General features: G+C 71.3%; 21 protein-coding genes. 13 read left to right on the top strand and 8 right to left on the bottom strand.

Going from position 1 to position 26,627, the window contains the following annotated elements:
* The first annotated feature begins 551 nt into the window (after window positions 1–551).
* From AB0I23_RS26775 to AB0I23_RS26760, 4 genes are read left to right on the top strand one after another with little or no spacing between them, the layout of a single operon-like run.
* A complete protein-coding gene (locus AB0I23_RS26775) occupies window positions 552–2,114 on the top strand; it encodes a TIGR02677 family protein (protein ID WP_359112984.1) in 1,563 nt (520 codons plus the stop codon).
* Window positions 2,111–3,346, top strand: coding sequence for a TIGR02678 family protein (locus AB0I23_RS26770; RefSeq protein WP_359112982.1), 1,236 nt, complete (start codon window positions 2,111–2,113; stop codon window positions 3,344–3,346). The genes AB0I23_RS26775 and AB0I23_RS26770 overlap by 4 nt, the downstream gene beginning before the upstream one ends.
* Window positions 3,343–7,485, top strand: coding sequence for a TIGR02680 family protein (locus AB0I23_RS26765; protein ID WP_359112980.1), 4,143 nt, complete (start codon window positions 3,343–3,345; stop codon window positions 7,483–7,485). The genes AB0I23_RS26770 and AB0I23_RS26765 overlap by 4 nt, the downstream gene beginning before the upstream one ends.
* A complete protein-coding gene (locus tag AB0I23_RS26760; protein ID WP_359112978.1) occupies window positions 7,482–8,843 on the top strand; it encodes a TIGR02679 family protein in 1,362 nt (453 codons plus the stop codon). The genes AB0I23_RS26765 and AB0I23_RS26760 overlap by 4 nt, the downstream gene beginning before the upstream one ends.
* A gap of 44 nt (window positions 8,844–8,887) precedes the next feature.
* Here the strand turns inward: AB0I23_RS26760 and AB0I23_RS26755 are convergent, their stop codons facing one another.
* Both AB0I23_RS26755 and mptB read right to left on the bottom strand, forming a co-directional pair.
* Window positions 8,888–10,096, bottom strand: a complete 1,209-nt coding sequence (locus AB0I23_RS26755) for a glycosyltransferase 87 family protein (RefSeq protein WP_359112976.1) — start codon at window positions 10,094–10,096, stop codon at window positions 8,888–8,890.
* A 225-nt stretch (window positions 10,097–10,321) separates the two neighbouring features.
* Entirely contained in the window at window positions 10,322–11,788 is a 1,467-nt protein-coding gene (gene mptB / locus AB0I23_RS26750; protein WP_359112974.1) for a polyprenol phosphomannose-dependent alpha 1,6 mannosyltransferase MptB, read from the bottom strand.
* A 473-nt stretch (window positions 11,789–12,261) separates the two neighbouring features.
* On the opposite strand from mptB, the gene AB0I23_RS26745 reads away from it, so the two are divergent.
* From AB0I23_RS26745 to AB0I23_RS26705, 8 genes are all read left to right on the top strand, one after another.
* A complete protein-coding gene (locus tag AB0I23_RS26745; RefSeq protein WP_359112972.1) occupies window positions 12,262–12,705 on the top strand; it encodes a hypothetical protein in 444 nt (147 codons plus the stop codon).
* A 105-nt stretch (window positions 12,706–12,810) separates the two neighbouring features.
* Window positions 12,811–13,395: an SUKH-4 family immunity protein gene (locus AB0I23_RS26740; protein ID WP_359112970.1), complete on the top strand. Its 585-nt coding sequence runs from the start codon at window positions 12,811–12,813 to the stop codon at window positions 13,393–13,395.
* A 140-nt stretch (window positions 13,396–13,535) separates the two neighbouring features.
* Window positions 13,536–14,012: a hypothetical protein gene (locus tag AB0I23_RS26735; protein ID WP_359112969.1), complete on the top strand. Its 477-nt coding sequence runs from the start codon at window positions 13,536–13,538 to the stop codon at window positions 14,010–14,012.
* Between the two features lie 173 nt (window positions 14,013–14,185).
* Entirely contained in the window at window positions 14,186–15,475 is a 1,290-nt protein-coding gene (locus tag AB0I23_RS26730; protein WP_359112967.1) for a sensor histidine kinase, read from the top strand.
* Window positions 15,439–16,083: a response regulator transcription factor gene (locus tag AB0I23_RS26725; RefSeq protein WP_359112966.1), complete on the top strand. Its 645-nt coding sequence runs from the start codon at window positions 15,439–15,441 to the stop codon at window positions 16,081–16,083. Before AB0I23_RS26730 ends, AB0I23_RS26725 begins: the two co-directional genes overlap by 37 nt.
* A gap of 143 nt (window positions 16,084–16,226) precedes the next feature.
* Entirely contained in the window at window positions 16,227–16,475 is a 249-nt protein-coding gene (locus AB0I23_RS26715; protein ID WP_359112964.1) for a hypothetical protein, read from the top strand.
* A gap of 64 nt (window positions 16,476–16,539) precedes the next feature.
* Entirely contained in the window at window positions 16,540–18,684 is a 2,145-nt protein-coding gene (locus AB0I23_RS26710) for an MMPL family transporter (RefSeq protein ID WP_359112963.1), read from the top strand.
* A 324-nt stretch (window positions 18,685–19,008) separates the two neighbouring features.
* Entirely contained in the window at window positions 19,009–19,917 is a 909-nt protein-coding gene (locus tag AB0I23_RS26705; protein ID WP_359112961.1) for an adenosine kinase, read from the top strand.
* A gap of 267 nt (window positions 19,918–20,184) precedes the next feature.
* On the opposite strand, the gene AB0I23_RS26695 is transcribed toward AB0I23_RS26705, so the two are convergent.
* The 4 genes from AB0I23_RS26695 to AB0I23_RS26680 form a co-directional block, all read right to left on the bottom strand.
* Entirely contained in the window at window positions 20,185–20,772 is a 588-nt protein-coding gene (locus AB0I23_RS26695; RefSeq protein WP_359112959.1) for a histidine phosphatase family protein, read from the bottom strand.
* A gap of 256 nt (window positions 20,773–21,028) precedes the next feature.
* Window positions 21,029–22,246, bottom strand: coding sequence for a cytochrome P450 (locus tag AB0I23_RS26690; RefSeq protein WP_359112958.1), 1,218 nt, complete (start codon window positions 22,244–22,246; stop codon window positions 21,029–21,031).
* Between the two features lie 30 nt (window positions 22,247–22,276).
* A complete protein-coding gene (locus AB0I23_RS26685; RefSeq protein WP_359112956.1) occupies window positions 22,277–23,650 on the bottom strand; it encodes an NAD(P)/FAD-dependent oxidoreductase in 1,374 nt (457 codons plus the stop codon).
* Window positions 23,640–23,849, bottom strand: coding sequence for a ferredoxin (locus AB0I23_RS26680; RefSeq protein ID WP_359112954.1), 210 nt, complete (start codon window positions 23,847–23,849; stop codon window positions 23,640–23,642). Before AB0I23_RS26680 ends, AB0I23_RS26685 begins: the two co-directional genes overlap by 11 nt.
* 417 nt (window positions 23,850–24,266) lie before the next feature.
* On the opposite strand from AB0I23_RS26680, the gene AB0I23_RS26675 reads away from it, so the two are divergent.
* Window positions 24,267–24,806 carry a hypothetical protein gene (locus tag AB0I23_RS26675; protein WP_359112952.1) on the top strand — a complete coding sequence of 180 codons (540 nt, stop codon included), beginning with the start codon at window positions 24,267–24,269 and terminating at the stop codon, window positions 24,804–24,806.
* A 170-nt stretch (window positions 24,807–24,976) separates the two neighbouring features.
* On the opposite strand, the gene AB0I23_RS26670 is transcribed toward AB0I23_RS26675, so the two are convergent.
* Entirely contained in the window at window positions 24,977–25,327 is a 351-nt protein-coding gene (locus tag AB0I23_RS26670) for a hypothetical protein (protein WP_359112950.1), read from the bottom strand.
* A 393-nt stretch (window positions 25,328–25,720) separates the two neighbouring features.
* Window positions 25,721–26,605, bottom strand: a complete 885-nt coding sequence (locus tag AB0I23_RS26665) for an SIS domain-containing protein (RefSeq protein ID WP_359112949.1) — start codon at window positions 26,603–26,605, stop codon at window positions 25,721–25,723.
* Window positions 26,606–26,627 lie beyond the last annotated feature (22 nt).

Below are 26,627 nucleotides of genomic sequence, written 5' to 3'. Positions count from 1 at the left end.
TGGTCGCGCGGCGACGGGCCATAAGAAACCTGCATGTGAAGTGCGGGTACGGCTCTCGCGCAGCACCGCCTCGCCGCATTCGCGAGAAATGAGGCCGTCCGCGGCGTGAATTGCGCGGCGGCGCGCGAAGTTCCCGGTGCCGTAGGGGCCTGGTCGGCCGCGGATCTGCCGGACCCGCCCCCCGTTCCGTACACCCTGCCGGGCAGGTTCCACGGAGGACGCCGTAGCGGGCCGGGAGCGGCCGGCGCTGGTGAGGAACCGCGTGCGGTATCCGGGCGAGGGCGCGCCGGCGGTCGTCCTGGGGGAGGACCGCTACCGGGCCGGGCGAGGGGTCGCCCAGGTCATGACCCACCGTCGAACCACTGCCCACGGTGGTGACGCCGTCAGCGGCATCCGACGACTCCGTCCCGCTGTACGGCGGCGTGAGAGACACCGCCCTGCGAGGGGAGGCTGGGCAGCCGTTCGAGGCGGCCGCACTGCGGGAACCCGGTCGAGCCAGATCCTCGGACTCCTACCGCGCGGAACCCCGACACAGGACACAATGAGCGTTGATGACCGACAGCGCCACCGCCCCGGAGCCCCGGCCCGACGCATACAGCCCCTTCGCCCATCTCAGCGTGCCGAACACAGCGCTCTACCGGCAGGTGATGAGAGCGTTTGTCGACGCCAAGGAGCGGTTCGCCGTCCATCTGCGTCCCGAGGACGTACACGCCGCGCTGCCCGCCGTCGAACGTCCGGCCGACCTGGACACCGTGGCCAAGGCGCTGGACAGCCTCGTCGGGTGGGGGAACCTGCGCGCCGACCCCGACACCGCCCGCGTCACCGCCGTCGAGGACTTCTACCGCAAGCGGTTCATCTACCAGCTCACCCGGGCGGGAGAAGCGGCTGAGGAGGCCCTCGCCGGATATGACGCGGCGCTCGGCCGGCGCGGCGCCCTCCAGGCCGTCGCGCTGCACGACATCGTCACCCAGTTGCGGGCCCTTCTCGTCCTCGCCGCCGACCAGTCGCCCGACCCCGCGAAGACCCATCTGGCGCTCGACGCACTGGCCAGCCGCTTCGGAGCTCTCGCCGACAATGCCCGCGCGTTCATGGGATCGCTGCAGCGCACGATCGACCTGCACGAGGTGGAGGAGCAGGCGTTCCTTGCCTACAAGGACCGGCTCATCCAGTACCTGGAGCGGTTCATCCAGGACCTGATCACCCTCGGTGGGCGCATCGCCCAGCTCATCCTGAGCCTGGAGGCGGACGGCCGCATCGACGTCCTGCTGCGGGCAGCCGCCGCACGTGAGGCCGCCGACGCCACGCCCGAGGAGGCCGGGCAAGCCGAGCAGGAGGCGTACGTGCGGTGGGCCGGACGCTGGGACGGGCTCGGGGCATGGTTCATCAGCAGAGACGGGCGCGAGTCGCAGGCCCGGCTGCTGCGCGGTCGGGCGCTCGGAGCGATTCCCCAACTGCTGGCCGTCGTACGGGCCCTGGGCGAGCGCCGGGCCGGGCGCTCCGACCGGTCCGCCGACTTCCGGACACTCGCCCGCTGGTTCGCCGAGGCCCCCGACGACGACTCCCGGCACCGGCTCTGGCGCACCGCTTTCGGACTCCACCCCGCACGGCACCTCACCGTCGACGCCGACACCCTCGAGGCCCGCGCCGCCCGGCCGGTGTCCGCCGCCACGCCCTGGGCGGCGGCCGAGCCCCTGCGGATCAGTCCCCAACTGCGCCGCACCGGCAGCTACGAGCGGCGCGGCAAGCCCCGCAGGGTCGAGGACCGGCAGGAGCGCCGCCGCCACCTCGCCCAGGTGGCCGCCAAACAGGCCGCCGAGACCGCCGCGGCCCGCGCCCGGCTCGTCACCGAGAAAATCACCCGCCTCTCCGAGCTCGGCGAGCTCGACCCGACGTCCTTCGCGCTCTTCCTCCAGCTGCTCGGCGACGCCCTCGCCACCTGGCGGCCCGGTATGCGGCACACCGTGGCCACCAGCAACGACGGCTCCATGGAGATCCGGCTCACCGCCCTCACGGACAGCCCGCCTGCGCAGATCCGGACGTCCTCCGGCACCTTCCGAGGGCCGGACCACCTCATCGAGATCGTCGACCTGACGGACGGAGGCCACACGTCATGACCACAGCGCTTGCCGAGGTTCTCGACGGACAGCACGCCGCCGACCTGCGCAAAGCCGCCCGCGCGCTGCTGAAGCAGCCCCTCCTGCTCGCCCGCGGCCGGCACGCCGACGAGTTCCGCCTCGTCCGCCGCCACGCCTCCGAACTGCGCAACTGGTTCGACCGCAACACCGGCTGGTCCCTCCACGTGGACGCCGAGGCCGCCCGGCTGCGCAAGGTTCCCGGCGTCCTCACCGATCCCACCCACCCTGCGCGCGAGGCCAACCGTGCCGCCGTCCCCTTCACCCGCCGCCGGTACGTCCTGCTCTGCCTTGCGCTCGCCGCCCTGGAGCGAGGTGAGGCGCAGATCGCACTCGGCCGCCTCGCCGACCAGGTTGTCCTCGACGCGGCCGACCCCCAACTCAGCCGGGCGGGTGTCCAGTTCACGCTGGACCGCCGTGACGAGCGTCTCGACCTCGCCGCCGTCGTACGGCTCCTGCTGAGCCTCGGAGTGCTACGGCGGGTCGCGGGCGACGAGGAGGCGTACGTCAAGGGTGCCGGGGACGTACTGTACGACGTCGAGCGGCGGGTACTGGCCGGGCTGCTCGCCACCCGCCGGGGCCCCTCCACCGTGCACGCCGAGACCCTTGAGGACCGGCTGGACGAACTCGTCGCCGAGACCGCCCTCGACAGCGACGAGCTGCGCTTCCGCGCCATGCGGTGGTCCCTGACCCGCCGCCTCCTGGACGACCCCGTCCTCTACTACGACGAGCTGACCGACGCCGAACTCGGCTATCTGACCCGGCAGCGCGGCTTCCTCACCGCTCGTATCACCGAACTGACAGGACTCGTCGCCGAAGTCCGGGCCGAGGGCATCGCGATGGTCGACCCCGACGACGACCTCACCGACGTCCGCATGCCGGATCAGGGCACCCACGGCCACGTCACCCTGCTGCTCGCCGAGTACCTGGCCGCCGCGCCCGGCCCCGTCACCGCCGAGCGGCTGGAGCACCGGGTACGCGAACTCGCCGCCGCGCACGGCGCGTTCTGGGCCAAGTCCGCCCGGGAGCCGGGCACGGAGACCGAACTCGTCGGCCAGGCCGTCGCGCGGCTCGCCGCCCTCGGGCTCGTCTCCCGCACCGCCGACGGCGTGACACCCCGCCCCGCCCTCTCCCGATACGCGGTCGGCGAGGCCGTCGTACGCGAACCAGGCACCGTACGCCCGCCCGCGCAGCGAAAGGCCAGACAGCAGTGACCACGTACCCGCAGTCGCCCGTACCGCCCGCCCCGGGGAGGGCGCGCTGGCAGCCCCTGCGTATCGGACTCGTCGACCTCTTCCACTACGACGTGGAGGAATTCCACTTCCGCGACGGACGCCTGCTGCTCCGCGGCAACAACGGCACCGGCAAGTCCAAGGTGCTCGCACTCACCCTGCCCTTCCTCCTCGACGGAGACCTCGGCTCCCGCCGTGTCGAACCGGACGGCGACCCCGGCAAACGGATGGAGTGGAACCTCCTCCTGGGCGGCGAGCACCCGCACCCCGAACGCCTCGGCTACACCTGGATCGAGTTCGGCCGCGTCGACGAGACCAGCGGAGAGCAGCACTTCCGTACGCTGCTGTGCGGGCTGAAAGCCGTCAGCGGACGGGGCATCGCCCGCCACTGGTACGCGGTCACCAGCCTGCGCGTCGACCACCGCGCGGAGGCCGCCGGTGACGGGGTGCTGCGCCTCCTCGACTCCACCGGCACAGCGCTCTCCCGGGACCGGCTGGCCGAAGCAGTCACAGGACACGGCATGGTGTACGACCAGGCCAAGACCTACCGCAGAGCCGTCGACGAGGCACTGTTCGGTCTCGGTGAGCAGCGCTACGGAGCCCTCGTCGACCTGCTCATCCAGCTCCGCCAGCCCCAGCTGTCCAAGCGGCCCAACGAGGCCGCCCTCTCCAGGGCACTCACCGAAGCCCTGCCGCCCATGGACCAGGCCGTCATCGCCGACGTGGCCGAGGCATTCCGGTCCCTGGACGAGGAGAAGGAAGGGCTGGCCGCCGCCTCCGCCGCCGAGCGCGCCGCCGCCACGTTCCTCGACCACTACCGGCGATATGCCAGGGTCGCCACCCGCCGTCGCGCCCGGCTCCCGCGCGGCGAGCACTCCCGCTACGAACACCTCCAGCGGGACCTGGCCGAGGCACAGGCCCAGCACGCGAGGGCCGAGGTGGAGCGGGAGGCGACCGAGCGGCACCTCGCCGTGCTGGCCGAGACCGAGGTGCGTCTGCGCGCCCAGGAGACAGCCTTGCGCGGCGGCCCCGAGATGCGCGACGCACGGGAACTGGAACAGGCGGCCCAGGCGGTGGACCGCACCGCCCACGCCCTGAGCCGGGCCAGGGACGACCAGGACCGGGCTGTACGCGACCACACACGGGCACAGGGGCGGCTCGGCGCCGCCGAGAACCGGCTGCGGACCGCCGAGCAGCGGGCCGAGACCAGCTACCGACAGGCCCGGGAGGCGGCCACCGCCGCTCGGCTGGAGCTGCCCGCCGACGACCGGCTGCCCGAGCCCGAACTGCGCCGCGCCATCGAGGATTCGGTGGACCGCCGGCGCCGCACACTCGCCCACGCGGAGACCCTCGCCGAGGCAGCCGAGCAGACGGCAGCCGAGCGCCGCCGCGAATCCGTACGCCTCGACGAAGCCGACGCAGACCTCGACCAGGCAGTTCAGGGGCACTTCCGCGCGGAACAGGCAGCCGCCGACACCGGCAGGGCACTGCTGGACGACGTACGAGAACGAGCCCGGGCGTGGACCGAACTCGCCTACCCCGACCCGGCCGGCCTCCTGGACGAGCTCCAGGAGTGGACCGGACACCTCGACGGCCCCAACCCGGCACGCGTGCACGCCGCTCGGGCCCACAGCGCCGCCTCGGCCCTCCTGGCCGACGAGGCCGCGGACGCCGCACGCCGCCGGTCGGAGCTGACTGCCCGGATCGACCGAGTGCGACAGGAACTGAACACGCTGGAAGCCGGCGGGCGCCGGGCGCCCCAGCCCCCGCCCACCCGAACGCCGGGGCTGCGTGAGCGCCTTTCGGGAGCGCCACTGTGGCGACTGGTCGACTTCCAGGACGGGCTGTCGGAACCGGAGCGCACCGGTCTGGAAGCAGCCCTCGAGGCGTCGGGGCTGCTGGACGCCTGGGTGCAGCCGGACGGCTGCGTACGAGCCGCGGACGGACACGACGTGCTGCTCTGCCCGACGACCGGGCCGGTCGCCGGCGCCTCGCTCGCGGAGCTGCTCCGCCCGGCGCCGGCCCACAGGGACGCCCGGGCCTCGGCCATGGGCGAGGAGACCGTGGCCCGGCTGCTGGCCGCGGTCGGCGCAGGAACGGACAGCGCCGCGGACACCTGGGTCGCGATGGACGGACACTTCCGCATCGGTGCCCTCACCGGCCGATGGGCCAAACCCGCCGCCGAATACATCGGAGAGGGGGCCCGGGAGGCCGCACGGCGGGCTCGGATCGAGGAACTGGGCACCGAACTCGCCCGGCTCCAAAGCGAGTCGGAGGACGTTGTGGCACGGGCTGACGCCGTCGCAGCCCGACGCCGTACCCTCGATGCCGAGCTGGCCGACGTGCCGGACGCGAGCCCTCTCACCCGGGCACACGCCACGGTCACCGCCGCTGCGGAGACGGTACGCAGCGCCCGCGCGCGCCGTGAGGACCGTGCCGCCGGCATGGCCGAGGCCGCCGAGCGCGCAGCGGAGGCGGCGGCCGAACTCGCGGAGACCACCGCCGATCTCGGTCTGCCCGCCGATCGGACCGGCCTCGCCGTGGTACGCGACACCCTCACATCCCTCGCCGCCCTCCTCGCAGCCCTGTGGCCGGCCCTGCGTGAGCGCGGCGAGGCGGCCCACCAGGCGGAGGAGGAAGGAGCCGACGCCGCACGGGCCGCGGAGCGGGCCACGGAACTGGCGCTCCGTTCGGAGGAGGCCGGGCAGGAGGCGGCCGCGGCGCAGCAGCGTCATCTCACGCTGCGCTCCACCGTCGGAGCGGCCGTCGCCGAACTCGAGCGACGGCTCGCGCAGACCGCCGAGGCGTTGCGTACCTGCGAGGCCGACCAGCGGCTCGCCGGCCGGCGCCACACCGAGGCGGAGAAGGCCGCGAGCAAGGCCGAAGGCAACATCGAACAGCTGGAGAAGAACCTCGCGGAAGCGGCCAGGACGCGTGCGGAGGCCATCGCGGCACTTCAGCGGTTCACCTCCACCGGCCTGATCGCGGTCGCCCTGCCGGACGTCACCGTGCCCGCCATGGACAACGGTCCCTGGGCGGCCACCCCCGCCATCGCACTCGCCCGCGCCATCGAAGCCAACCTGTCGACGACCGATGATTCCGAAAGAGCGTGGGAACGGATCCAGCGGCGGCTCAGCGAGGAACTCAAGACCCTCCAGGACAGTCTGTCCCGGCACGGGCACACCGCCTCGGCCCGGATGGTGGAGGACGGCATGGTCGTCGACATCGTCTACCAGGGCCGAGAACGAGGTGTACCGGAACTCGCCGAGGCGCTGGCCACCGAGGTGGCGGAACTCACCCGCATCCTGTCCGCGAGGGAACGGGAGATTCTCGAAACGCACCTGATCACCGAAGTCGCCGGCACCCTCCAGGAGTTGATCGGCGCCGCGGAACGGCAGGTGCGGGACATGAACGCCGAACTGGAAGACCGTCCCACCTCCACCGGCATGAAGCTGCGCCTGGTGTGGCGGGCCTCTCGCAAGGCGCCCTCCGGTCTTGGCCGGGCCAGGGAACGGCTGCGGCAGTCGGCCGACGCCTGGACTCCCGAGGACCGGGCGGCCGTCGGCGAGTTCCTCCAGGAGCAGATCGCCCGACAGCAGACCGACGATACCTCCGGCAGCTGGCTCGAACACCTCACGGCCGCACTCGACTATCGATCCTGGCACGAGTTCGCTGTCGAGCGGCACCAGCACGGGCGCTGGGTCCCCGCAACCGGACCGGCCTCGGGAGGCGAGCGGGTCCTTGCCGTCTGCGTGCCCCTCTTCGCCGCGGCTTCCTCGCACTACGCCAGCGCGGGCAGTCCCCACGCTCCGCGCCTGGTCACCCTCGACGAGGCGTTCGCCGGGGTGGACGACGATTCGCGCGCCAAGTGCCTGGGGCTGCTGCACGCCTTCGACCTCGACGTGGTGATGACCAGTGAACGGGAGTGGGCCTGCTATCCGCAGGTGCCCGGGATCGCGATCGCCCAGCTGTCGCGGATCGACGAGGTGGCGGCGGTCCTCGTCACGCGCTGGGAGTGGGACGGCACCAGGCGGACGCGCCGCCAGGACCCCGTACGGGCCGAGAGCACTATTTCCGGACCGCGTGCCGAGGCGTCGACAGGACCGGGACGGCAACCGTGAAGCCGGCATCCGCGTCCCCGGCCGACATTCCCCGGCTGCACCGCCTGCTGGGCGATCCCGGGCTCGCCTGGTTGGTCGGGCGTGTGCGACGCCGACTGGAACGCGGGCAGCCGCTCACCGGCCCGGTCGTGCTCAGCGCGCCGACCGAGGACCAGCGGGCAGCCGCCGAACGCCTGCTGGGCCGTATCCCGGGGCGCGGTCGCTCCCTGACCGTGCGGCTCGAAGCGGTCGACGCGCTCCTGCGCCGTTCGGGCATCAGCCCCGGAGGCCTGGAAGCGGCTGTGACAGCGCTCACCGGGCCGGTCGTCCTGCTCGGCCCGGCACGTGAGGCCGAGGAGCAGGCCTGGCGGGACGCGTATGCCCCGCTCGACGTCCTCGCGAACCGGAATTCCGCCCTCGACGCATGGGCCGACCGGCTCCGCGGCGACGGCCTGGTACGGCGCCTCGCCCGTACCCCGGCCGCGGCCCGTGCGCTGCTCGGTCAGGTCGCCACCGCACTGTGCGCCCTCCCTTCGGAGGAACCGGTGTCTCTTCCCGCCTTCTCGGCCCGCGTCCTCGGCGGCGCTCACGCTCTGGACGACGGGACCCCGCTCGCCACGCTCACGCTGTCCGGTGTCCGGTCCGTCACTGGTTTTCCGGACGGTACGGGAGCTGAGTGGCGGAGGCAGGCATGGGCGTCGGCCGGCCTGCTCCGTGACGAACTCTCCTCGACCGTCCTCACCCTGAACCTGCGCGGCACACCTGCCCTTGACTGGATGGCCGATGAGGGTGAGCCGGCAGTACTGACCCTGCGACAACTGACTCGCTGTCTCCCCGCTGCTCCGACCCCGGCGGTCCGGATGTGTGAGAACCCTGCCGTGCTCGCGGCCGCGGCCGAGACGCACGGCCCGCGGTCCGCGCCCCTCGTGTGCCTGCAGGGCCAGCCGTCCGCTGCCGCCCTCACGCTCCTCCGCCACCTGCACGCACTCGGAACAACCCTCTACTACCACGGTGACTTCGACTGGGGTGGGATGCGCATCGCCTCAGCACTGATGCGCCATGTTCCCTGGCGTCCCTGGCGCTTCACCGCCGCCGACTACCGTGACGCGGTGCGCGCGGGCGTCGGCGGTCCGCCCCTCACCGGCCGACCGACCGAGGCTTCCTGGGACTCGGATCTGCCCCGCGCTCTCGCAGAACTGGGTGTCCGCGTCGAGGAGGAGACCGTCCTCGGCACGCTGCTGTCCGACCTGTCGCACCCTTCGGCACTCCCTCCAGCAACGCCGCCTGCGCCGCCGGGCGAGGGCCCACGTGCCCTTGCTCGACAGGCGCGTCCAGGGGCCGCGGCGGACGCCCGAGCAGTTCGACGAGCCGATCGGTGAACCTTCCCGGGCAGGAGCACGGCCCGGCGCCGAACCCGTCGATGCTACTTCGAACCTCGCCCGGCAGTTATTACCCGGAAGAGTGACTGTGGCCTGCCGGCTTCCCCGGCGCGCGGGGAAGCCGGGGAAGGGGCGGTTGCAGAGGTCAGAGCCACGAGGGTGAGCAGTGCGCACACGGGGTAGGCCCAGCCGAGCACAGCGAGAGCCCATGGGTAGTCGAGCGAGGTGATCCGGGGGTGGAGTTGTACCAGCCAGAAAGCGAGGTGGCAGGGCAGTGTCGTCGCCCAGGCGGCCTGAGCGGCTGCGCGCCAACGGGTGCGGTGCGGGGTGTGGAGGAGCCAGAACAGGGCGGGGAGGGCCCAGACCCAGTGGTGGGACCACGAGATGGGGCTGGCGAGGAGGCCGAAGACCTGCACCGCGAGGAGGCAGGCGAGCCGGTCGGAGCGCTGTGCGCCGCGCACCACGGCGAAGAGTGCCAGCACGCCCACCAGGGCGGTTGCCGTACACCATGGGGCGGACGTGCCCACATCGTGGCCGAGGGAGCGCGAAAGCGCCCCGCGCAATGACTGGTTGAGCCCGGACCCGACGGGGCCGACCCGTGCGGCATCGCCCACCGCATGGAGCCAGAAGTCGCGGGAGGGCCCTGGCGCCAGCCACCATCCGGTCGCCGCCGCGGCGAAGAACGCCACGGCCGACCACATGGCAGCTGTCCAGCGCCTGCGGATGAGGAAGTAGAGACCGGTGACCGCCGGGGTCAGCTTGATCGCGGCGGCGATTCCGACACCGAATCCCGCCGCGGCTGCCGGGCGCTGCTGGACAGCGAGGACGACCAAGGCCGCGAGCAGCAGATTGATCTGCCCGAAGGCGAGTGTGGTGGTGACCGGTTCGGTCCACATGAGGGCGGCGCTCCACAGCAGTACCCGCTGCCGGTGCTGCTCGGGAGGTGTGTCCGGGGCGGCGAGGCGCAGGCTGCCGTGAACGAAGGCGACCAGAGCCAGGAGCGAGGCCGTGGTCCAGACGGCGGCCGCCAGCGGGAACGGGAGCGCGGAGAGGGGAAGGAAGAGGGCAGCGGCGAACGGGGGGTAGGTGAAGGGCAGAGGGAAGATGTCGGGGCCGGGCAGGTCGAGCCGGAAGGCGTACAGGTCGCCGGAGAGCAGATGGGTGGAACCGGTGCGGTAGACCCGTAGATCCACCATGCCGGAACGGGTGCAGGCGGGGATCCACACCAGCAGCAGCATCACCAGGGAACTCACGGCCAGCACCCATGTCGCTCGGCGGGCCAACGCGGTCCGCACCGCCGGCAGTGGTGGCCACCGAAGCTGTGGGTCCTGCGGTTCTCGGCCACTTGGCGGAACGGCGTTGTCGTCCACGGCGGTTGTCATGGCTGTGCGCTCCAACTTCGCTCGATCGCGGGTGAATGCCCGGGAAGCCCCGGCCGGAGGACCTCTGCCGGCAGGCGTGCCGTCTTCACGCCACCATCAGGGTGAAGGCGCCGGGAGCCGGCTTGTTTCGGCGGATCCGGTCATGGCCAGGGCTGCCCGCTCCCGACTTCGCTGAGCTGTCCATGCCAGGTACACCATGGCCACCGACCCCCCGATGGCGGCGGCGACCGCATAGGTCCAGGTGGGCCCCCGGCCCGCGGGCAGCACCAGCAGGAGCAGAGCGACCACCGCCCCCTTCGCCCGGGCATCCGCCAGAGTGCGCCACGCCACCACAGCCAGCGGCACCCCGCCCCACAGCAGGTACCACACCTGCAATGCGGGAGCACAGATCACCAGGGCCAACAACCCCATCGCCGCAGCGCGTTCCGCCCCGTACCGGGGAGCACGCCCTATGCAGAACACCACCGCGCCCAGCCCCGCCAGCGTCCCGACCGTACGTGCCGCGGTCACCGCCCCCGGCGCCGCGTTCCATCCCACCGCGGTCGCGGTCCACTCCAGCACTCGGCCCACGTCCGTACTCACCGACAGCAGCGTGTACACCTCGGTCGGCGTACGCACGGTCCGCAGCCACCCCCAGCCCTGCCCGCACAGGGCCACACCCAGCCACAGCGTCCCGCCGGCCACCAGGGCGATCCCCAGGGCGCGACCGCAGCGCCGTCGCCAGCCCGACTGTGCGGCCACCGCCACCATCGCGGCACACCCCAATGCCACCGCGGCGGGGGCCTTCACCAGCACGGCCAACACCAGCACCGCAGCGCCCAGACCCCATCGCCCGAAGCGAAAGGCCACGAAACCGGCCATTATCAGGCCGACCATCAGCGCCTCGTTGTGCGCCCCGCCCACCACATGCGCCAACACCAACGGATTGAGCGGCGCCGCCCACCAGGCCCCTCCACCGTCGGCGCCCGTCTGCTCCGCCAGCCGCTGCACCGACCACGCCAGTAGGGCCAGCCCGGCGAGCGCCACCAGCCGAAGCCCCACGGCCGCGGCGACCACGTGATGCTCCCCGGTCACCGATACCACGCCTTGGCTCACCAGCACGGACACCGGCCCGTACGGGGACGGTGCGTCCCGCCACATCTCCGGGACATTGGCGGCGAGCGGGCCGCCCAGTGCCGCCGGGCCGACCTCGTAGACATTCCAGCCGCGCAGGGCCAGGGCACCTTGGGCCATGTAGCTGTAGACGTCAGTGCTGAACAGCAACGGCGCGGGCAGCAGAGGCAAAGCCCAGCATCCCAGCGTGCTCCACCGCTGCCTCCGGCTCATCACCGCACCGGCGCGCAACAGCGTGCCCAGCTGCCACCAGGCCCACACCAGCAGCCCGAGTCCGGCATACGCCGCCGTCGCACCCACCGCTGTGACGAGCGGGCCCGGTGCTCCCCACACGCCGTCCCGCACGCCTTGCGGCAACGCACCAGCGCCCCACGCGCCCGCCGAGAGCAGCACGGAACCCCACATGCCCCGTCGCGTCCATACCCGGACCACGCTCCCCACCGTTCTCATTCGGCCGAATCTAGATTTCTCCCCGGATCGCCAAACCAGCACCCGGAAAATTGAGGGCGAACTCAGGATGTCGGCCTGTTGTCCACGGTCAGGTCCGTGACGGGGGCAGTCCGATCCCACGCGTGAGGAGTGACCTGGTTGGGGTTCTCGCGGGGTGAATCTTAGATCCTCTCGCCTGGACAAGGGGTCGCCGACATGATGAGGGGCGTGCGATCGCCGCCGAGATCAACCGCATCCGCCGCGGTGCCACGGTAGAAGCGGGCCTGTGCCGGGACATGGGTGACGCGGACGTCGCATTGCCGATGGTGCAGGTCACGCACCCTGAAGGGCAGTATTCCAGAGGTCCGGATGTGCGCAGAACGTCACTCCCATCAAGATCAAGATCGAATGGTAGGAAATGCAAGGTGAATGCCGAACTCCGGCGGGTGGTGGACGAATTGCGCTCCACTGCTGCCACGCGAAATGAGTGGAGCATGATGAATTCGCTTCCCGCCGGGGCTCGGCCAGAAGGAATCGGAGCCGGCCTGCCGGACTGGTTCCGGGAGTTCCTTGCCGTGTGCGACGGGGCCACGTGCGGAGACGTCACCGTGTTCGACGCGGCGACGGTCGACAGCATGCAGTTCTACGCGGACCCGGTCGAGGGTGCCGAGGCCGGCCTCGGCCGCAAGGAATGGTTCTGCCCCGGTGTCGTCTCCGACGAACCGTTCTTCGTCAACCGGTCGACGGGGGCGGTCTTCCACTTCCCCGACACCGGGGTCGAATGGTGGATGTCGTCCGTCTTCGAGAAAGCGGCCGACGACTTCACCACGTTCTTCCTGGAGTGGGTGGCAGGGCCGCGCTACATACACCTCACCGGCTCCGAGGCGGAGGAGCAGTGGACCGGACTTCTGAGGCGGTCGGGCCGACTGCGAGGATGAACGAACGACGGAGGCGCTCGTCCGGGGGTGGCCCGGCCGAGCGCCTTTCGTCTGTTCCGGTCCTGTGCGGCGCACCGTAAGCGCATATGTCGAAGGGAATGTCCAGTGGAGTACGTACTGCAGTGGCTGACACCCGAGTCCTGGGACGAGGAGGGCATCCTCGATCTGGACGCGGGCGCGGTCGCGTCGGCGGGCGAGTGGCCGCAGCCCGTGCGTGAGGCTCTGGAGGTGGCCCGTACCTATGGTCTGCCGAACGAGGTGTACGGGATGTTCTACCCGTCCGAGCAGGGCGCCGCGTTCACCCGGGTGACGCCGAAGGCGGGCGAGGGTCCGTACTGGCGACTCGGCCGGCACGAGTCCTCGCACGCACTGGAGTACGTACTCGACGAGGAGGGGCGGGTCGTGATCCCGGACCCTTCCCTCCCCGAACCCCGTTTCGTCAACAGCTCGCTGCTCGCGTTCCTCGACGCCCTGGCGGCGTGGGACCACCGAAGCGAGCACCTCGACGACTTCGACGATCTGGAGCCGGACGATCCCGAGGAGGAGGACGACCCGGCCGAAGCAGCACGGGTCGCCTTCGGGCTGAAGATCAGGGACGGGCTTCGCGCCCAGGACCCGGATGCTTTCAGGGACGACATTGCCACCTGGTGGCAGCGGGTCTACGAGGAAGTGGAGCTCGACGCCATCTGATGTCGGGCGCAACGCTCACTGATGCCCAGAAGGAAGCGGGGCCGGGTCACCGGCCCCGTTCCGGGTTTCAGCGAGCCGGCCAGGAGCCGTTGGGCGCCACAGCAACGGGACGGCCGGCTCGCGCTCGCAGGCGAAGGACGATGAGAGGCCCACGGCCCGGTGTCTCTCGTGGTGAGCGCTGTGCCGGATACCGACACCCCCGGCTCCCTCTCCCATCCCTCCAGCCTGATGGCCGGCGAGGCGTACGAGGCAGCCGCGACCCACGGGCTGCACACCGGGCGGCCGGCTTCGACGAGGTCTACGGCAGCCCGTACGTCGAGTGGCTCGCCGCCCACCCCGAGGCCGCCCCCACCTTCAACAAGGGCCAGGCGGGTCTGGTGCCCCCGCGCCTCCTGCCACTCCTGGAATCTGGAGCGCGGTCGGCAGCGTCGCCGATGTCGGCGGCGGCAACGGCCCGGCACCCGGCCGCGCTGCTCGACCTGCACATGCTGGTGCTGCTCGGCGGTCGGGAGCGCACCGAGTCGCAGTGGCGTGCCCTGCTGGAGCGGGGCGGTTTCGACACCGTCGACATCCACCGGGGAGCCAGGGCCGCGCTCGTCGAAGCCGTCCCTCGCTGACCCCTGGCCCACCCCGGGCGCGGTCCTTGCGCAGGGCCTCCTCCGACCAGGCATCCGGCCAGGGGGACCTAGGTCCCCCCTGGAAAAGGGGGGCAGGCCCCATGTTCCTGGAGCGGTCGCGGGACAGACTGATGCCTGCAGGGATCAAGAGGTTCCGCACCGAGGAGGCCCGGATGACGACAGCCGCACCGCCCAAGCTCTGGCAGCCGCCGCTGCGGGGGCTGGCCCTGGTGGCGCAGAAGGTGCCTCAGCTCGCCCTGTTCGTCCTGATGGTGATCTCCCTGGTCTATCTCGGCCTCGGCGTGGGCGTCCTGCTCCTGCCACTGGTCGTGGTCGCCGTACGGAAACTGGCGAACCGGTCCCGCAGGCTGGCCCACGCCTGGTCGGGGGTCCGGATCGCCGAGCCGTACGGTGAACTGCCGCCCGGGGAGCCCGGCTTCTTCGGCCGGTGGCGGCGCTGCAGGCAGCTCCTCTCCGACCCTGCCACCTGGCGGGACATGCTGTGGACGGTCGCCGACCCCGTCGTCGGCACCGTTCTCGCCCTCATGCCGGCGGCGCTGCTCGTCTACGGACTGGAGGGCTTGGTCTTCCCGTTCGTCTGGGACGGCCTCGTGTCGGCCGGATACGACGACCACTACGCAGGACTGATTCATGTGCACGGCGAAACCGGTCTGCGTACCTGGCTGATGCCCCTCGTCGGCATGGGGTTCATCGGGCTGGGACTGTGGACAGGACCCAAACTGCTCACGGCCCACGCCCGCTTCACCCGCACCCTGCTCGGCCCTCGCCCGAGCATCGAACTCGCCGCGCGGGTAGGCCACTTGACCCGTACCCGGGGCGCCGTCGTCGACAGTCAGGCGGCGGAGCTCCGCAGGATCGAGCGCGACCTCCACGACGGGGCGCAGGCCAGGCTCGTCGCGATGGGCATGAACCTCGATGCCGTCGAACAGCTCCTGGACTCCAACCCCGAGGCGGCGCGCGCCCTGTTGATGGAGACCAGGGACTCGTCCTCCAAGGCGCTGAGCGAACTGCGCGACCTCGTGCGGGGAATCCATCCGCCGGTCCTCTCCGACCGGGGTCTGGGAGACGCCGTACGGGCCCTGGCACTGGACAGTCCGCTCCCTGTCGACGTGGTCGTCGACCTGCCCGGCCGACTGGACGCCCCCGTCGAGTCCGCCGCGTACTTCGCCGTCAGTGAACTGCTCACGAATGTGGCGAAACACGCGAAGGCCGGGCGGGTATGGATCGACATCAGGCACGACGTGGACGCCCTGCGCATCAGCATGACCGACGACGGGGTGGGTGGCGCTGCGGCATCCGCGGGAACGGGGCTGAGCGGAATTGAGAGCCGCATTGCCGCATTCGACGGAATACTTGCCGTGAACAGCCCTCAGGGCGGACCGACGATGGCGACGATGGAGATCCCGTGCGCATTGTTCTCGCCGAAGACCTCTTCCTTCTGAGGGAAGGCCTCGTGCGCCTCCTGACCGCCCATGGATTCGAGATCGTTGCCGCCGTGGACAACGGCCCCGCACTCCTGGACGCCCTGATCGAACACCGGCCGGACATCGCGCTCGTCGACGTACGGCTCCCGCCCACCTTCACCGACGAGGGCCTGCGCGCCGCCATCGAGGCGCGCAGCCGGATCCCGGGCCTCCCGGTGCTCGTGCTCTCGCAGTACGTGGAACAGCTCTACGCCCGTGAGCTGCTGGCAGACGGTTCGGGCGGGGTCGGCTATCTGCTGAAGGACCGCGTCTTCGACAGCCGTCAGTTCATCGACTGCGTACGCCGGGTGGCCGCCGGCGGCAGTGCGATGGACCCCGATGTGGTGGCGAAACTCCTGGCGGGCAACGCCTCCGACGCCCCCCTGGGCAGGCTCACCGCCCGGGAACGGGACGTGCTCGGACTGGTGGCGGAGGGCCGCTCCAACGCCGCCATCGCCGGGCGGCTCGGTGTCAGCGAGAAGGTCGTCACCAAGCACACATCGAATGTCTTCACGAAACTCGATCTCGTACCGTCCGACGACGACAACCGCCGCGTTCTCGCCGTCCTCGCCTATCTGAATTCCTGACAACTCTCGCCGCGAGCCGCTGACCCGCTGGAGCACGGCGCGCACCACGCTCCTCGGTGACGCGGCCCACCCGATGCTTCCGCATCACGGGCAGGGCGCCGCCCAGGTCATCGAGGACGCCGTCGTCCTGGCCTGCCTCGCCGATGTGGGGGAGACCCCGAGTCCGCAGGACATCGCCGCGGCACTGCGGCGGTACGAGACGGTCTGCCTGGCCCACACCGCACAGGTCCAGTTGGGCGGCCGCGACAGCGGCTCGCAGCCTGGGCGGCGGCCCGTCCGGTCTGCGGGCCCGCAAACAGTCCGGCCAGGAGTTGAAGGCGCTCGTCGCGGACACCTCCTGGATCCAGCGCCACGACGCGGAGGCGGCGCTCGCCGAACAGCCCGCCGCCTGAACCGCCCCCCTGCGCACCACCCGCCCTTGCCCCGCACGTTCCACACCCTGGACGAGGAGTCCTCATGTCACGACCGCACCGCTGGGCCGACCGGCTCCTGAAGATACCGGGAGGAAGGAAGGGCAAGTGGCTGACGATGATCACCTGGCTGATCATCGTCGCCGCGTCCGTGCCACTCGCCGGACAGCTCTCGGAGATCGCGAAGGACGAGCTGACCATCGAGCTGCCCCGCGGTGCCGAGTCCACCGATGTCGCCGGGCTCGCCGACCGGTTCGCCGACGGCAAGATCTCCCTCGGCATCGTCGTCTACGTACGGAACAGCGGGCTGACCGCCGAGGACAAGGCCAAGGTCGCCTCCGACATCAAGGAGTTCGCGACCTTCGCGGCCGGTGAGGTCGGGTCGGCCGGGCCGTCCGACGACGGCAAGGCACTGACCGCGTTCGTGCCCCTCGACAAGGAGGACAGCACCGTACTCGCGGACAACGCGGAGAAGGTACGGAACCGGGCCACCGCCGGCCGGCCGGACGGCCTCGAAGCGAAACTCACCGGCCCGGCGGGCAACTCGCTGGACGCCGCCGACGCCCGGGAGTCGACCGGTCGTGCGCTGACCCTCATCACGGTCCTCGTCGTCGCCGCCCTGCTCCTGATCACGTACCGCAGCGCCATCCTGTGGTTGTTGCCCCTGCTCACCGTCGGCGTCGCGTTCCTCACCACACAGGCCGTCTCGTACCTCCTCGCCAAGGGATTCGGGCTCACGGTCGGCGGTGGCAACGAGATCGTCGTGACGGCACTGCTGTTCGGTGTCGGCACCGACTACGCGATGCTGCTGCTGGCCCGCTACCGCGAGGAACTGCGGGTCCATGAGGACCGGCACGAGGCCATGCAGACCGCGGTCCGCAGGGCAGTCCCCGCCATCGCCGCGTCCGCGGCGACCGTCAGCATCGGGCTGCTCTGCCTGACGCAGGCGGACGTCGGCTTCAACTACACGCTCGGTCCTGCCGGGGCCACCGCCGTCATCTGCGGTCTCGCCGCGATGACCACGCTCTTCCCGGCTGTTCTGGTGATCCTCGGACGTTGGGTGTTCTGGCCCCATGTGCCGCGCGCCGGAGTGGCCGTGAAGAACGCCAACCACCGCCTGTGGGACCGCATCGGCGGCAGCATCTCCCGCCGTCCGCGCCTGGTGTGGATCGGCTCCGCCCTGGTCCTCACCGTGCTGGCCTTCGGCTCGCTCGGCCTGAAGACCGGTCTCGACGACGACCACCTCATCGTCGGCAAGCCCGGCTCGATCGCCGGGCAGGAACTCCTCGCCGACCACTACCCGGCCGGCCAGAGCAGGCCCGCTGAGGTGATCAGCAAGGCCGAGGCCGCTCCCGCGGTCGCCGCGGCGCTGCAGGGCATCGACGGGGTTGCCGAGGTTGCCTCACCGGAGAAGTCCACGGACGGCACTCTCGCCAGCACCCGGGCCGTACTGAAGGACAGCCCGGACAGCGCGGCGGCTGCCCGTACGGTCGACCGCATCCGCGCCACGGTGCACGCCATGCCCGACGCCGACGCCCAGGTCGGCGGCCCCACCGCGATGGCACAGGAGAAGACCGAGGCGCAGGCCCACGACCGCAAGGTGGTGATCCCGTTGGTGCTCGCCGTGGTCTTCCTCATCCTGATCGTCCTGCTCCGGGCCCTGGTCGCGCCCCTGCTGCTGATGGCGACCGTGGTGCTGTCCTACTTCGCCGCTCTCGGCGTCAGCCGGCAGCTGTTCCAGCACGTCCTGGGATTCCCGGCGGTGGACATCCAGGTCATGCTGATCGGCTTCCTGTTCCTGGTGGCACTCGGCGTCGACTACAACATCTTCCTCATCCACCGGATCCGCGAGGAGGTCGGCCACCGCGGCCACCGCGCCGGCGTACTGAGCGGCCTCACCTCCACCGGCGGCGTCATCACCAGCGCCGGCGCGGTGCTGGCGGCGACGTTCGCCGCGCTCACCACGGCCCCGCAGGTGGCGTTCATCGAGATCGGCATCGTCGTGGCCATCGGTGTCCTGATCGACACCTTCCTCGTACGGTCCGTTCTCGTCCCGGCCCTGGCCCTGGATGTCGGCCGCACCTTCTGGTGGCCGGGCCGCCCCGTCGGCACGGACACCGGACCGCCGGCGGCGAGCGAACGGCCCATGTCGGCCGCGGTACCCGCGGGCAGCCGGGGCGGTGGTGTATAGCCCGGATACAGCCAAGGGCGCGCGTCGGCGTGCTCCCCCGCCGAGCTGCCGACCGACCGGCCGGACCCCGTCACCCAGGGTTTCCGAGGGGCCACCCATGAAACTCCCGTTGCCGCGAGCACGGTCGACCGGCTGACGAAGGCCGCACGCTCGACGTCACGCCGTTCGCCTTTCTGCTCGGCGGATTCCAGCGGCCGGCCGGGTCCGCAGACGAGTGGCAAAGGTTTGCGGGAAGATTCTGCAACATCTTGCGGTCGTACGGGCTGCCCTGCTTGACTCGCCTGCCGACAGCCACAGTTGCCGGTCGGCCGGAGAGGAACACCCATGAGCGCCGAGACCGACGTCCTTGTCCTGGGAGGCGCGGGCGTCGACACGATCGTGTACGTCCCGGAGCTGCCCCTCCCGTACGCCGACAGCTACATGATCCGCCCCGGGATCGAGACGCGGGCGGGGCAGACCGGGGACTTCGTCGCGCTGGGGGTGAGCGCCCTGGGACTGCGCACGCATCATCTCGACATGATCGGCGACGACCACGCAGGTGACCTGGTCCGGGCGCTGCACCGCGAGCGGGGCATCGCACTCACCGAGGTCCCGCTGCCCGGCGGTACCAAACGCGCCGTCAATCTCGTCGGTCCCGACGGGCGGCGGCTGTCCCTGTACGACGACAGCCGGTCGCAGGAGGGGGACCGGCTGCCGGAGGCGACGGTCCGGTCCCTGGCCGCGGCGAGCCGTCATGCTCATGTCTCGATCTCCTACCCGTGCGCCTTCGCCCTTCCCGCGCTGCGGGAGGCCGGAGTGACGATCTCGACCGACCTGCACAACTGGGACGGCGTCAACCCCTACCACGAGTCGTTCGCCCACGAGGCGGACCTCGTCTTCGTCTCTGCCGTCGCCCTGGCCGACCCGGAGCGGACCATGCGACGGGTCGCCGAGCGGGGACGTGCCCGGGTGGTCGTTGCCACGGCCGGAGCCGAAGGTGCCTATCTGCTGGCCGACGGCGAGGTGACCCGGATTCCGGCCGTCACGCCCCCCGGGCCGGTCGTGGACTCCAACGGCGCCGGTGACGCCTTCGTGTCCGGCTTCCTCCTCGGCTGGCTGGCCGGCGAACCGCCGCAGCGGTGCGGTCTCTACGGTGCGGTGGCCGGAGCCCACGCCTGCACGGTGGAGTCGACGCGAACCGATCCGATCGGCCGCGACGAACTCCTCGCCCGCGTCGCGGAGCCGGCAGGCTAGTGCCGCGTCAGGCAACGTTCACCCCGTAGTTCGTGTCGCGCCGACCGAGTTCCGCTCCCGGTCGGCGCGGCCGGTCCGGACTGGCCGGCATGGCCGAGCGGGTGCAGGTACGGGAGATCGACGTTGACGAAGGTCGCAGGTTGCTGCGGACCATCCAGTGCAAGCCAGCATGATCCGCCGCTACATCGCCTGGCGCAACGGGCACGTCACCGACCCGAGGCTGCGCAAGGTCGTCGCCAGAGCGAATGTCGCCTGACGAGCCAGCCGCTACGGCAGGCTCCAGGCGAGCACGACCGGCTGCTCGTGCTCCAGGCCCAGGATGCTGATGGTGCCTGGACGCGGGTGGCCGAACAGTCGGCTGGCCGACGGGTCCAGGCCGAGCCAGCGCGAGGTGAGAACACGCTGCAGGTGACCGTGGGCCACGATCGCGACGTCACCATCGTTCAGCAGCGGCCGCACCCGCTCCAGCACCGCGTCCGTGCGCGCGGCCACCTGATGGAGCTGTTCGCCCGGATGGTCGGCGTCGCCGGGGACGACGCCGTCGCGCCACAGATCCCAGCCCGGCCGCATCTGCTGGATCTGCGCCGCAGTCAGGCCCTCATAGCCGCCGTAGTCCCACTCGACCAGGTCCGCGTCGGGCGTGACGCCGGACAGGCCCGCAAACTCGGCAGTCCGCAGCGCGCGGCTCAGTGGACTGCTGAATATGGCGACCAGGGCGCGGCCGGCCAGTTTCGGGGCGAGCGCCTTGGCCGCGGCCACGCCCGCATCCGTCAGCGCGAGATCGGTGCGGCCGCCGTGCTGGCCCGTCCGGCTCCATTCGGTCTCACCGTGCCTGATCATTATCAACTCGCCCATGGCCGAGGACGCTATCCCACATCGAATACCGGGCGAACGTTGCCTGACGCGGCACTGGTCCTGTCGGTCGAACTGCCGTCGTCGCGCGGTGGACGGCAGTGTGACGACAGGCCCCAGGAGCGGGGCCACGGTCCGGACCGTCAGCTCCAGGGGGTCTCCGGCGGTCGGGATGGAGACCGCCGAGCAGGTCGTGCAACAGGGCCGCGGCCTCGTCGGCCTTGCCTCGGCGATCTCGTCGCCGGCCCGGGGGCCGGAGTCAGGTGGGCTGTTGGACGTCCAGGAGGAGATGGCGGGGTCCGCGGAGCATGGCGCTCTGCCGGTAGGGGGGCGGGTCTTGGACCAGGGTCGCGGCGTTGAGGTGGGGGATCAGCGCGTCGAGTGCGGTCTGGGCTTCGATGCGGGCGAGCGGTGCGCCGTAGCAGAGGTGGATACCGCCGCCGAAGCCGAAGTGCTCGTTGTCCGTGCGGCCGGGGTCGAACCGATCGGGCTCGTGAAACCGCTTGGGGTCGCGGTTGCCCGAGGCCAGCGCGAGCACGACGAGGCTGCCTTTGGGGATGGAGGCGCCGGCGACGTCGATGTCGGCGAGGGGGATACGTTCCCGCATGTGGACCGGGGGCTCGTAGCGCAGCAGTTCCTCCACCGCGCCGGGCAGCAGGTCGGGGTCGCGACGCAGCCGGTCGAGCTGGTCGGGGTGGCGCAGCAGGGTGAGGACCCCGTTGGTGATCAGGTTGACCGTGGTCTCGTGTCCGGCGATGAGCAACAGGATTGCGGTGCCCGCGAGTTCCTCGCGGGTGAGCCGCATGGCCGGGTCGGGTTCGTTGATGAACGCGGACAGCATGTCGTCGCTCGGACGGCCGCGGCGCTGTTCGGCGAGGTCCACCAGGTACTGGCCCATCTCGGCCCGCGCCTGGTGGCCCGCCCGGTCTTGCTCGGTGGTGTCCTTTTCGGGCTTGACGTCGGCAGTCGCGACGAGCACGTCGGACCATTGCCGGAACAGCGGTTCGTCCTCGCGTGGAACACCGAGCAGTCGGCAGATGACCGTGACGGGCAGCGGGTAGGCGAAGTCGTCGACGATGTCGATGTGCTTGCGGTCCCGGAGCGCCTCGAGCAGTTCCTTGGTGATGTCGGCGATCTGGCCGCGCATGGCGTCGATCCGGCCGGGGCTGTGCGGTGGGCCGAACGGCCGCATGGCCAGGGTGCGCAGCCTGTGGTGCTCGGGGTCGTCGAGTCGCAGGAAGGGTGGCTGCGGCACTTTCTCGGACGGACCGCTGGGCGGGGCCGGACGGTTGCGGGGATCGGTGCTGATCCGCGGGTCGTGGAGCAGAGCGGTGATCTCGTGGTAGGTGCCGACCAGGTAGCTGCCGTCTGCCTGCCGCACCACGGGCCCCGCTTCGCGGAGTTCCGCGTACAGCGGGTAGGGGTCGGGGCGGTTGGCGTAGTCGGTGATCCGTTCCAGCAGGGTGTCCGCGGTCATGATGTGGCTCCTCGGGGACGGGCGGAAGGGTCAGCCTTTGGGCTGCACCACGGTCAGCCGGCGGTCCGGCAGGTAGCCGGTGAGCGCGACGGTGGGGCCGTGGGAGAGCCCCTTCGGATCCGGCACATCGGAGGGAACCGGGATTTCGGCCGCGATCGCACGGTCGGCCGCGCCGGGGGCGGGCGGGAACGGAGCGGCGGTCTCGATCAGGTGCTGGTAGTACTCGAGCGACTTGGCCATGTTGACGGTGACCGCGGCGGTGACCCGCCCCCGGTAGCCGTACACCATCGCCAGACGGCGCGCCTCCAGCGAGCCCTGCGCGATGACCACCTGATCGGAGAAGGCGGGGACGCCCACAGACTTGATGTTGAGCCCGAACTGGGTCGACCAGAACGCCGGCACCGCAAGGTGGGGACGCCTCAACGGCCCCGGATTCACCATGTTGTGGGCCGCCACCTCGGCCTGCGTGACCGCGTTGCCCCAGTGCTCCAAGGAGAGCATCTGGTACTCGAACAAGGGGTGCGGGAAGCGGGAGACGTCACCGGCCGCGAAGACGTCGTCGGTGACGATCCCGTACATGTTGAAGGCCCGGCACCCTGCGTCGCAGGCGACCCCGCGCGGGCCCGCCGCAAGGCCGGAGGCCGCCAGCCACTCGACGTTTCGGACCGCCCCCAACGCCACGACACACACGTCCGCCTCGACGCGGCTGCCGTCGGACAGGTCCGCACCGATGAACCGGCTGCTGCGGTCGCCGCGCAGGGCGGAGACCGTCACCCCGCACCGCAGGTCCACCCCGTGGTTGCGCTGCATCGCGGCGGCAAGTTTCGACAGCGTCCCGCCGAGCGCGCCCACCAGGGGGCCAGGGCCACGTTCGGCGACCGTCACCTCCAATCCCCGTTCCCGGCAGGCCGAGGCGATCTCCGAGCCGGTGAAGCCCCCGCCGATCACCAGCACCCGCCGCGGCCCGGCGGCCAGTCGCTCGGCCAGCCCCCCGGCGTCATCGCAGGTGCGCAGAGTGAAGACCCCGTCCAGGGCGGCCTCCTCCGGGTTGGGCCAGGGCCGCGCCCGGGTCCCGGTGGTGATCAGCAGCCGGTCGTACGGCAGTGCGTCCCCGTCGGCCAGCAGCACCCGCTTCCCCATGGGGTCCAGACCGGTGGCTCGCACCCCCAGCCGCCACTCGGCGTCCGGATCCCGGCGCATCGGCAGCCCGGTGGTGTCCGCCGCCACCTGGCCGAGCAGCACTTGCTTGGACAGCGGCGGTCTGTCGTAGGGCGGGCAGGCCTCATCCCCCACCACGGTCAGTGAGCCGGTGAAGCCCTCCTCGCGCAGCGTCTCGGCGGCCCTCAACCCGGCCAGAGACGCGCCGACGATGACGATCCGGCCCTCCCGCAGGTCACCGGTCACCCGCGCTCACCTCCTCACCGACGAGGATGGCCTGGACCGGGCACGCCGCCGCGGCCTGGCGCACGCGCTCCAGTTGATCCTCGGGGACCGTTGGCGTGTACAGCAGCGCCTCCTCCCCGTGCAGTCGGAACACCTCTGGTGCCAGGAACACGCACTGCGCATAGCCCTGGCAGCGCGTGAGGTCCACAACGATCCGCATCCCACCACTCCCTCTGTCGCCTCACCCCTCCTCCTTTCCAGAGTGAGGGAAGAATCGGACACTCGCCCGGCTACTGCGTCGGAGGCAGGACAGGAGCAGGGTTCGCAGGCAGGAGAAACGCGGACAGTGACGGGCCGTGGCCGGGCCTGTTCCCGGCGGTGGTCTCCGAAGGTCCCCATGAGGCGGAAGCTTGTCGCCATCCCGGCCGCCGGCCTGCGGGTTGCGGAACAGCCCGCAAGGGCATCCCCCTTCCGGGGCGTCGGTCGTACCGATCACCCGGGGCTCCTGGCCGCGGTCGCCGCGGAGGTCCCGCGGACGCCGGTTCCTGCTCCGCCACCTCGGTACGTTCTCGGGTGGGTTCACGGCTCGGCCGGCCCTTACTGGTCTCGTACAGGTTCGTCGGCCATACTGCCCGCCGTGGAGCAGCGCATAGATCCGAACACTCAGCCCGCGTACGCCGCAGGGACAGACCCGGCGTACATACCTGGTCTCACGGCCCCCCTCACCGTCGGAACACCCGAGGCGGACCAGGAGAAGACCGAGGAGCCGGCGCCCGAGGGTGCCGCCCCTGACGACGCCCTTGCGGAGGGTGCCCCCGGGGGCACCGCCGCCAATTCCGGCTCGGAGGACCCAAAGGACGGGGAGCAGGAGGAACACGAGAAGGACGAGAAGGGCGAGAACGGGCCCGTATTCGAGGTCAGCGACCGGCGGGGTTCGATCACCGCGGACCGTGACGGCATCCGGTTCCGGCTGGACGACCAGGAGGCCGAGTTCCACTGGGACGAGGTCGGTGCGGTCGAGGTGAAGGTCCCCCGGTTCGGGCGCCGGTTCACCGTCACCGTCCACATGTCGTCCCGTCGCTGGTTCAACGCCGAGGTCGAGGCGGCCGCCAGGAGCAGTCTCAAGACGTGGGCGGAAGAACTCGACGTGGTGCTCGACGCCTACTTCGAGGAGTAGCCCTGGGCGGTGACGGAGGGCGGCCAAAGGCACGACCGGATCATGGGCGGACTGCCTCCGGATCCGGTGCGACGTCACCGAGACGTGGACCTGAGTCGCCCCGTCGTCACGGGCGACACGCCCCGAGCGCTGAAACACGGGTGAGGGACCGGCCTCCGCGGCCGGGTCCCTCACTCGCGATGCGTCCCTACCAGCCGGTGCCGAGCCGGGCCATCCGTTCGTGCGGCAGCGGGCTCGGCCGCGTCCGCGTCGGCGATGCGTCGCGCCCCGCGCGACCGGAGCAGCTCGGTCGCGGACACGAACGTCTCCAGCGGGACCTCGCAGATCCCCGGTGGCTGCCCGGCGCCGCCGAACCAGCGGACCGACAGGGCGGTCAGGCCCTCCCGCGCCGGGATCCGGCATCGCTCGTCCTCGATCCGTCCACCTGACCCGGCAAGGACGAGGACGCCGGTATCGCTGCCCCGTGCAGGCGTGGCGAGGAACCGTTCCTGGGCGGTGGGCAGGAGTGAGTCCCGGCTCACCGGTACGCCCCGAACGGTCCTGGGCGCACTGGTTCTCCGCTTTCGCGTCCCGGTCGGCGACGCATATCCCGTATGCGGTCCCTCCCGGGCGGGCGGAATCCCTACGACCTGGCCATATGGGTGTGGCCGGAGGCGACGGGGAGGCCCCGAACCCTCTCTCCGGTGACACGGGGGCCCCGACCGCTGACGCCACACCCGGCGTCCCGGACCGCACCGGGAACGCCACGCACACCCTGCCGGGCATACCCGCAGCTCGTCACACCGTTCACCCCATCGTGTCCATGTTCGCCACAACGATGCGTCTGCCCAGCAGTTGTGAACCCCTCTCACGCGCCCCCGCGCACACCGCTGTGCGGAACGGTGAGCGCGTGTTCGAGGATGCCCATCGGCCGGTCAGGCGTCGGCGAGGACAACCGAACGGGTCAGGTGGCGGGGGCTGTCCGGGTCGATGCCGGCGGCCTCGGCGCGGGCGATCGCCAGACGCTGTACGCGGACCAGTTCGGCCAGCGGGTCCAGGCCGCTCGCCACCCAGCGGGCGCCGGTCGACGCGACCTGCTCCTCAAGACCCTCGGGTGCGGGACCGAACACCCAGGTGGCGGTGCCGGTGGTGGCGATGCTGATCGGACCGTGGCGGTACTCCATCGCCGGGTAGGACTCGGTCCAGGAGAGCGACGCCTCCTTCATCTTGAGCGCGGCCTCGTTGGCGAGACCGACCGTCCAGCCCCGGCCGAGGAAGGTGAACTGGGCGCACTCCAGCAGCCCTTCGGGCAGCGGCTCGGCCAGTGCGGTCTCCGCGTCACGGACCACGGCGTCGGTGTGCAGGCCGAGGTGGGCACGGAGCAGCGTGAGCAGCGTGGTGGCGAACCGGGTCTGCACCACGGACTGCTCGTCGGCGAAGTCGAGGACGACGACATCGTCGGCGGATGTCATCACCGGAGTGTTCGGGTCGGCCGTGATCGCGACGGTACGGGTGACGCCACGGAGCCGGTCGAGCAGCTCCAGCACCTCGGTCGTGGTGCCCGAGCGGGTGAGCGCCACGACCCGGTCGTAGCTGCGGCCGAAGGGGAACTCCGATGCGGCGAACGCGTCGGACTCGCCCTGTCCGGATTCCTCGCGGAGCGCGGCGTACGCCTGGGCCATGTAGAACGAGGTGCCGCAGCCGACGACGGCGATGCGCTCGCCCGTGGCGGGCAGGGCGGCCGACTGGCTCTGAGCCAGGTCCGCGGCGCGACGCCAGCACTCCGGCTGGCTGGCTGTCTCAATCTCGACAAACGACACTTTTGCGCTCCATGTGAGTGTG

The sequence above is a fragment of the Streptomyces atratus genome (assembly GCF_040655115.1).
Classification (GTDB): Bacteria; Actinomycetota; Actinomycetes; order Streptomycetales; family Streptomycetaceae; genus Streptomyces; species Streptomyces atratus_D.
Note: the sequence above shows the minus strand (reverse complement) of the source record. Positions and strands in the feature narration are given on the sequence as shown.

What these genes read in the sequence shown, in the direction of transcription:
- AB0I23_RS26705 (WP_359112961.1), top strand. Translation starts at nt 19,009, where the DNA reads ATGAGCGCCGAGACCGACGTCCTTGTCCTGGGAGGCGCGGGCGTCGAC.
- AB0I23_RS26680 (WP_359112954.1), bottom strand. Translation starts at nt 23,849, where the DNA reads ATGCGGATCGTTGTGGACCTCACGCGCTGCCAGGGCTATGCGCAGTGC.
- AB0I23_RS26690 (WP_359112958.1), bottom strand. Translation starts at nt 22,246, where the DNA reads ATGACCGCGGACACCCTGCTGGAACGGATCACCGACTACGCCAACCGC.
- mptB (WP_359112974.1), bottom strand. Translation starts at nt 11,788, where the DNA reads ATGAGAACGGTGGGGAGCGTGGTCCGGGTATGGACGCGACGGGGCATG.
- AB0I23_RS26730 (WP_359112967.1), top strand. Translation starts at nt 14,186, where the DNA reads ATGACGACAGCCGCACCGCCCAAGCTCTGGCAGCCGCCGCTGCGGGGG.
- AB0I23_RS26770 (WP_359112982.1), top strand. Translation starts at nt 2,111, where the DNA reads ATGACCACAGCGCTTGCCGAGGTTCTCGACGGACAGCACGCCGCCGAC.
- AB0I23_RS26695 (WP_359112959.1), bottom strand. Translation starts at nt 20,772, where the DNA reads ATGGGCGAGTTGATAATGATCAGGCACGGTGAGACCGAATGGAGCCGG.
- AB0I23_RS26745 (WP_359112972.1), top strand. Translation starts at nt 12,262, where the DNA reads ATGATGAATTCGCTTCCCGCCGGGGCTCGGCCAGAAGGAATCGGAGCC.
- AB0I23_RS26775 (WP_359112984.1), top strand. Translation starts at nt 552, where the DNA reads ATGACCGACAGCGCCACCGCCCCGGAGCCCCGGCCCGACGCATACAGC.
- AB0I23_RS26715 (WP_359112964.1), top strand. Translation starts at nt 16,227, where the DNA reads ATGTGGGGGAGACCCCGAGTCCGCAGGACATCGCCGCGGCACTGCGGC.
- AB0I23_RS26735 (WP_359112969.1), top strand. Translation starts at nt 13,536, where the DNA reads ATGAGAGGCCCACGGCCCGGTGTCTCTCGTGGTGAGCGCTGTGCCGGA.
- AB0I23_RS26710 (WP_359112963.1), top strand. Translation starts at nt 16,540, where the DNA reads ATGTCACGACCGCACCGCTGGGCCGACCGGCTCCTGAAGATACCGGGA.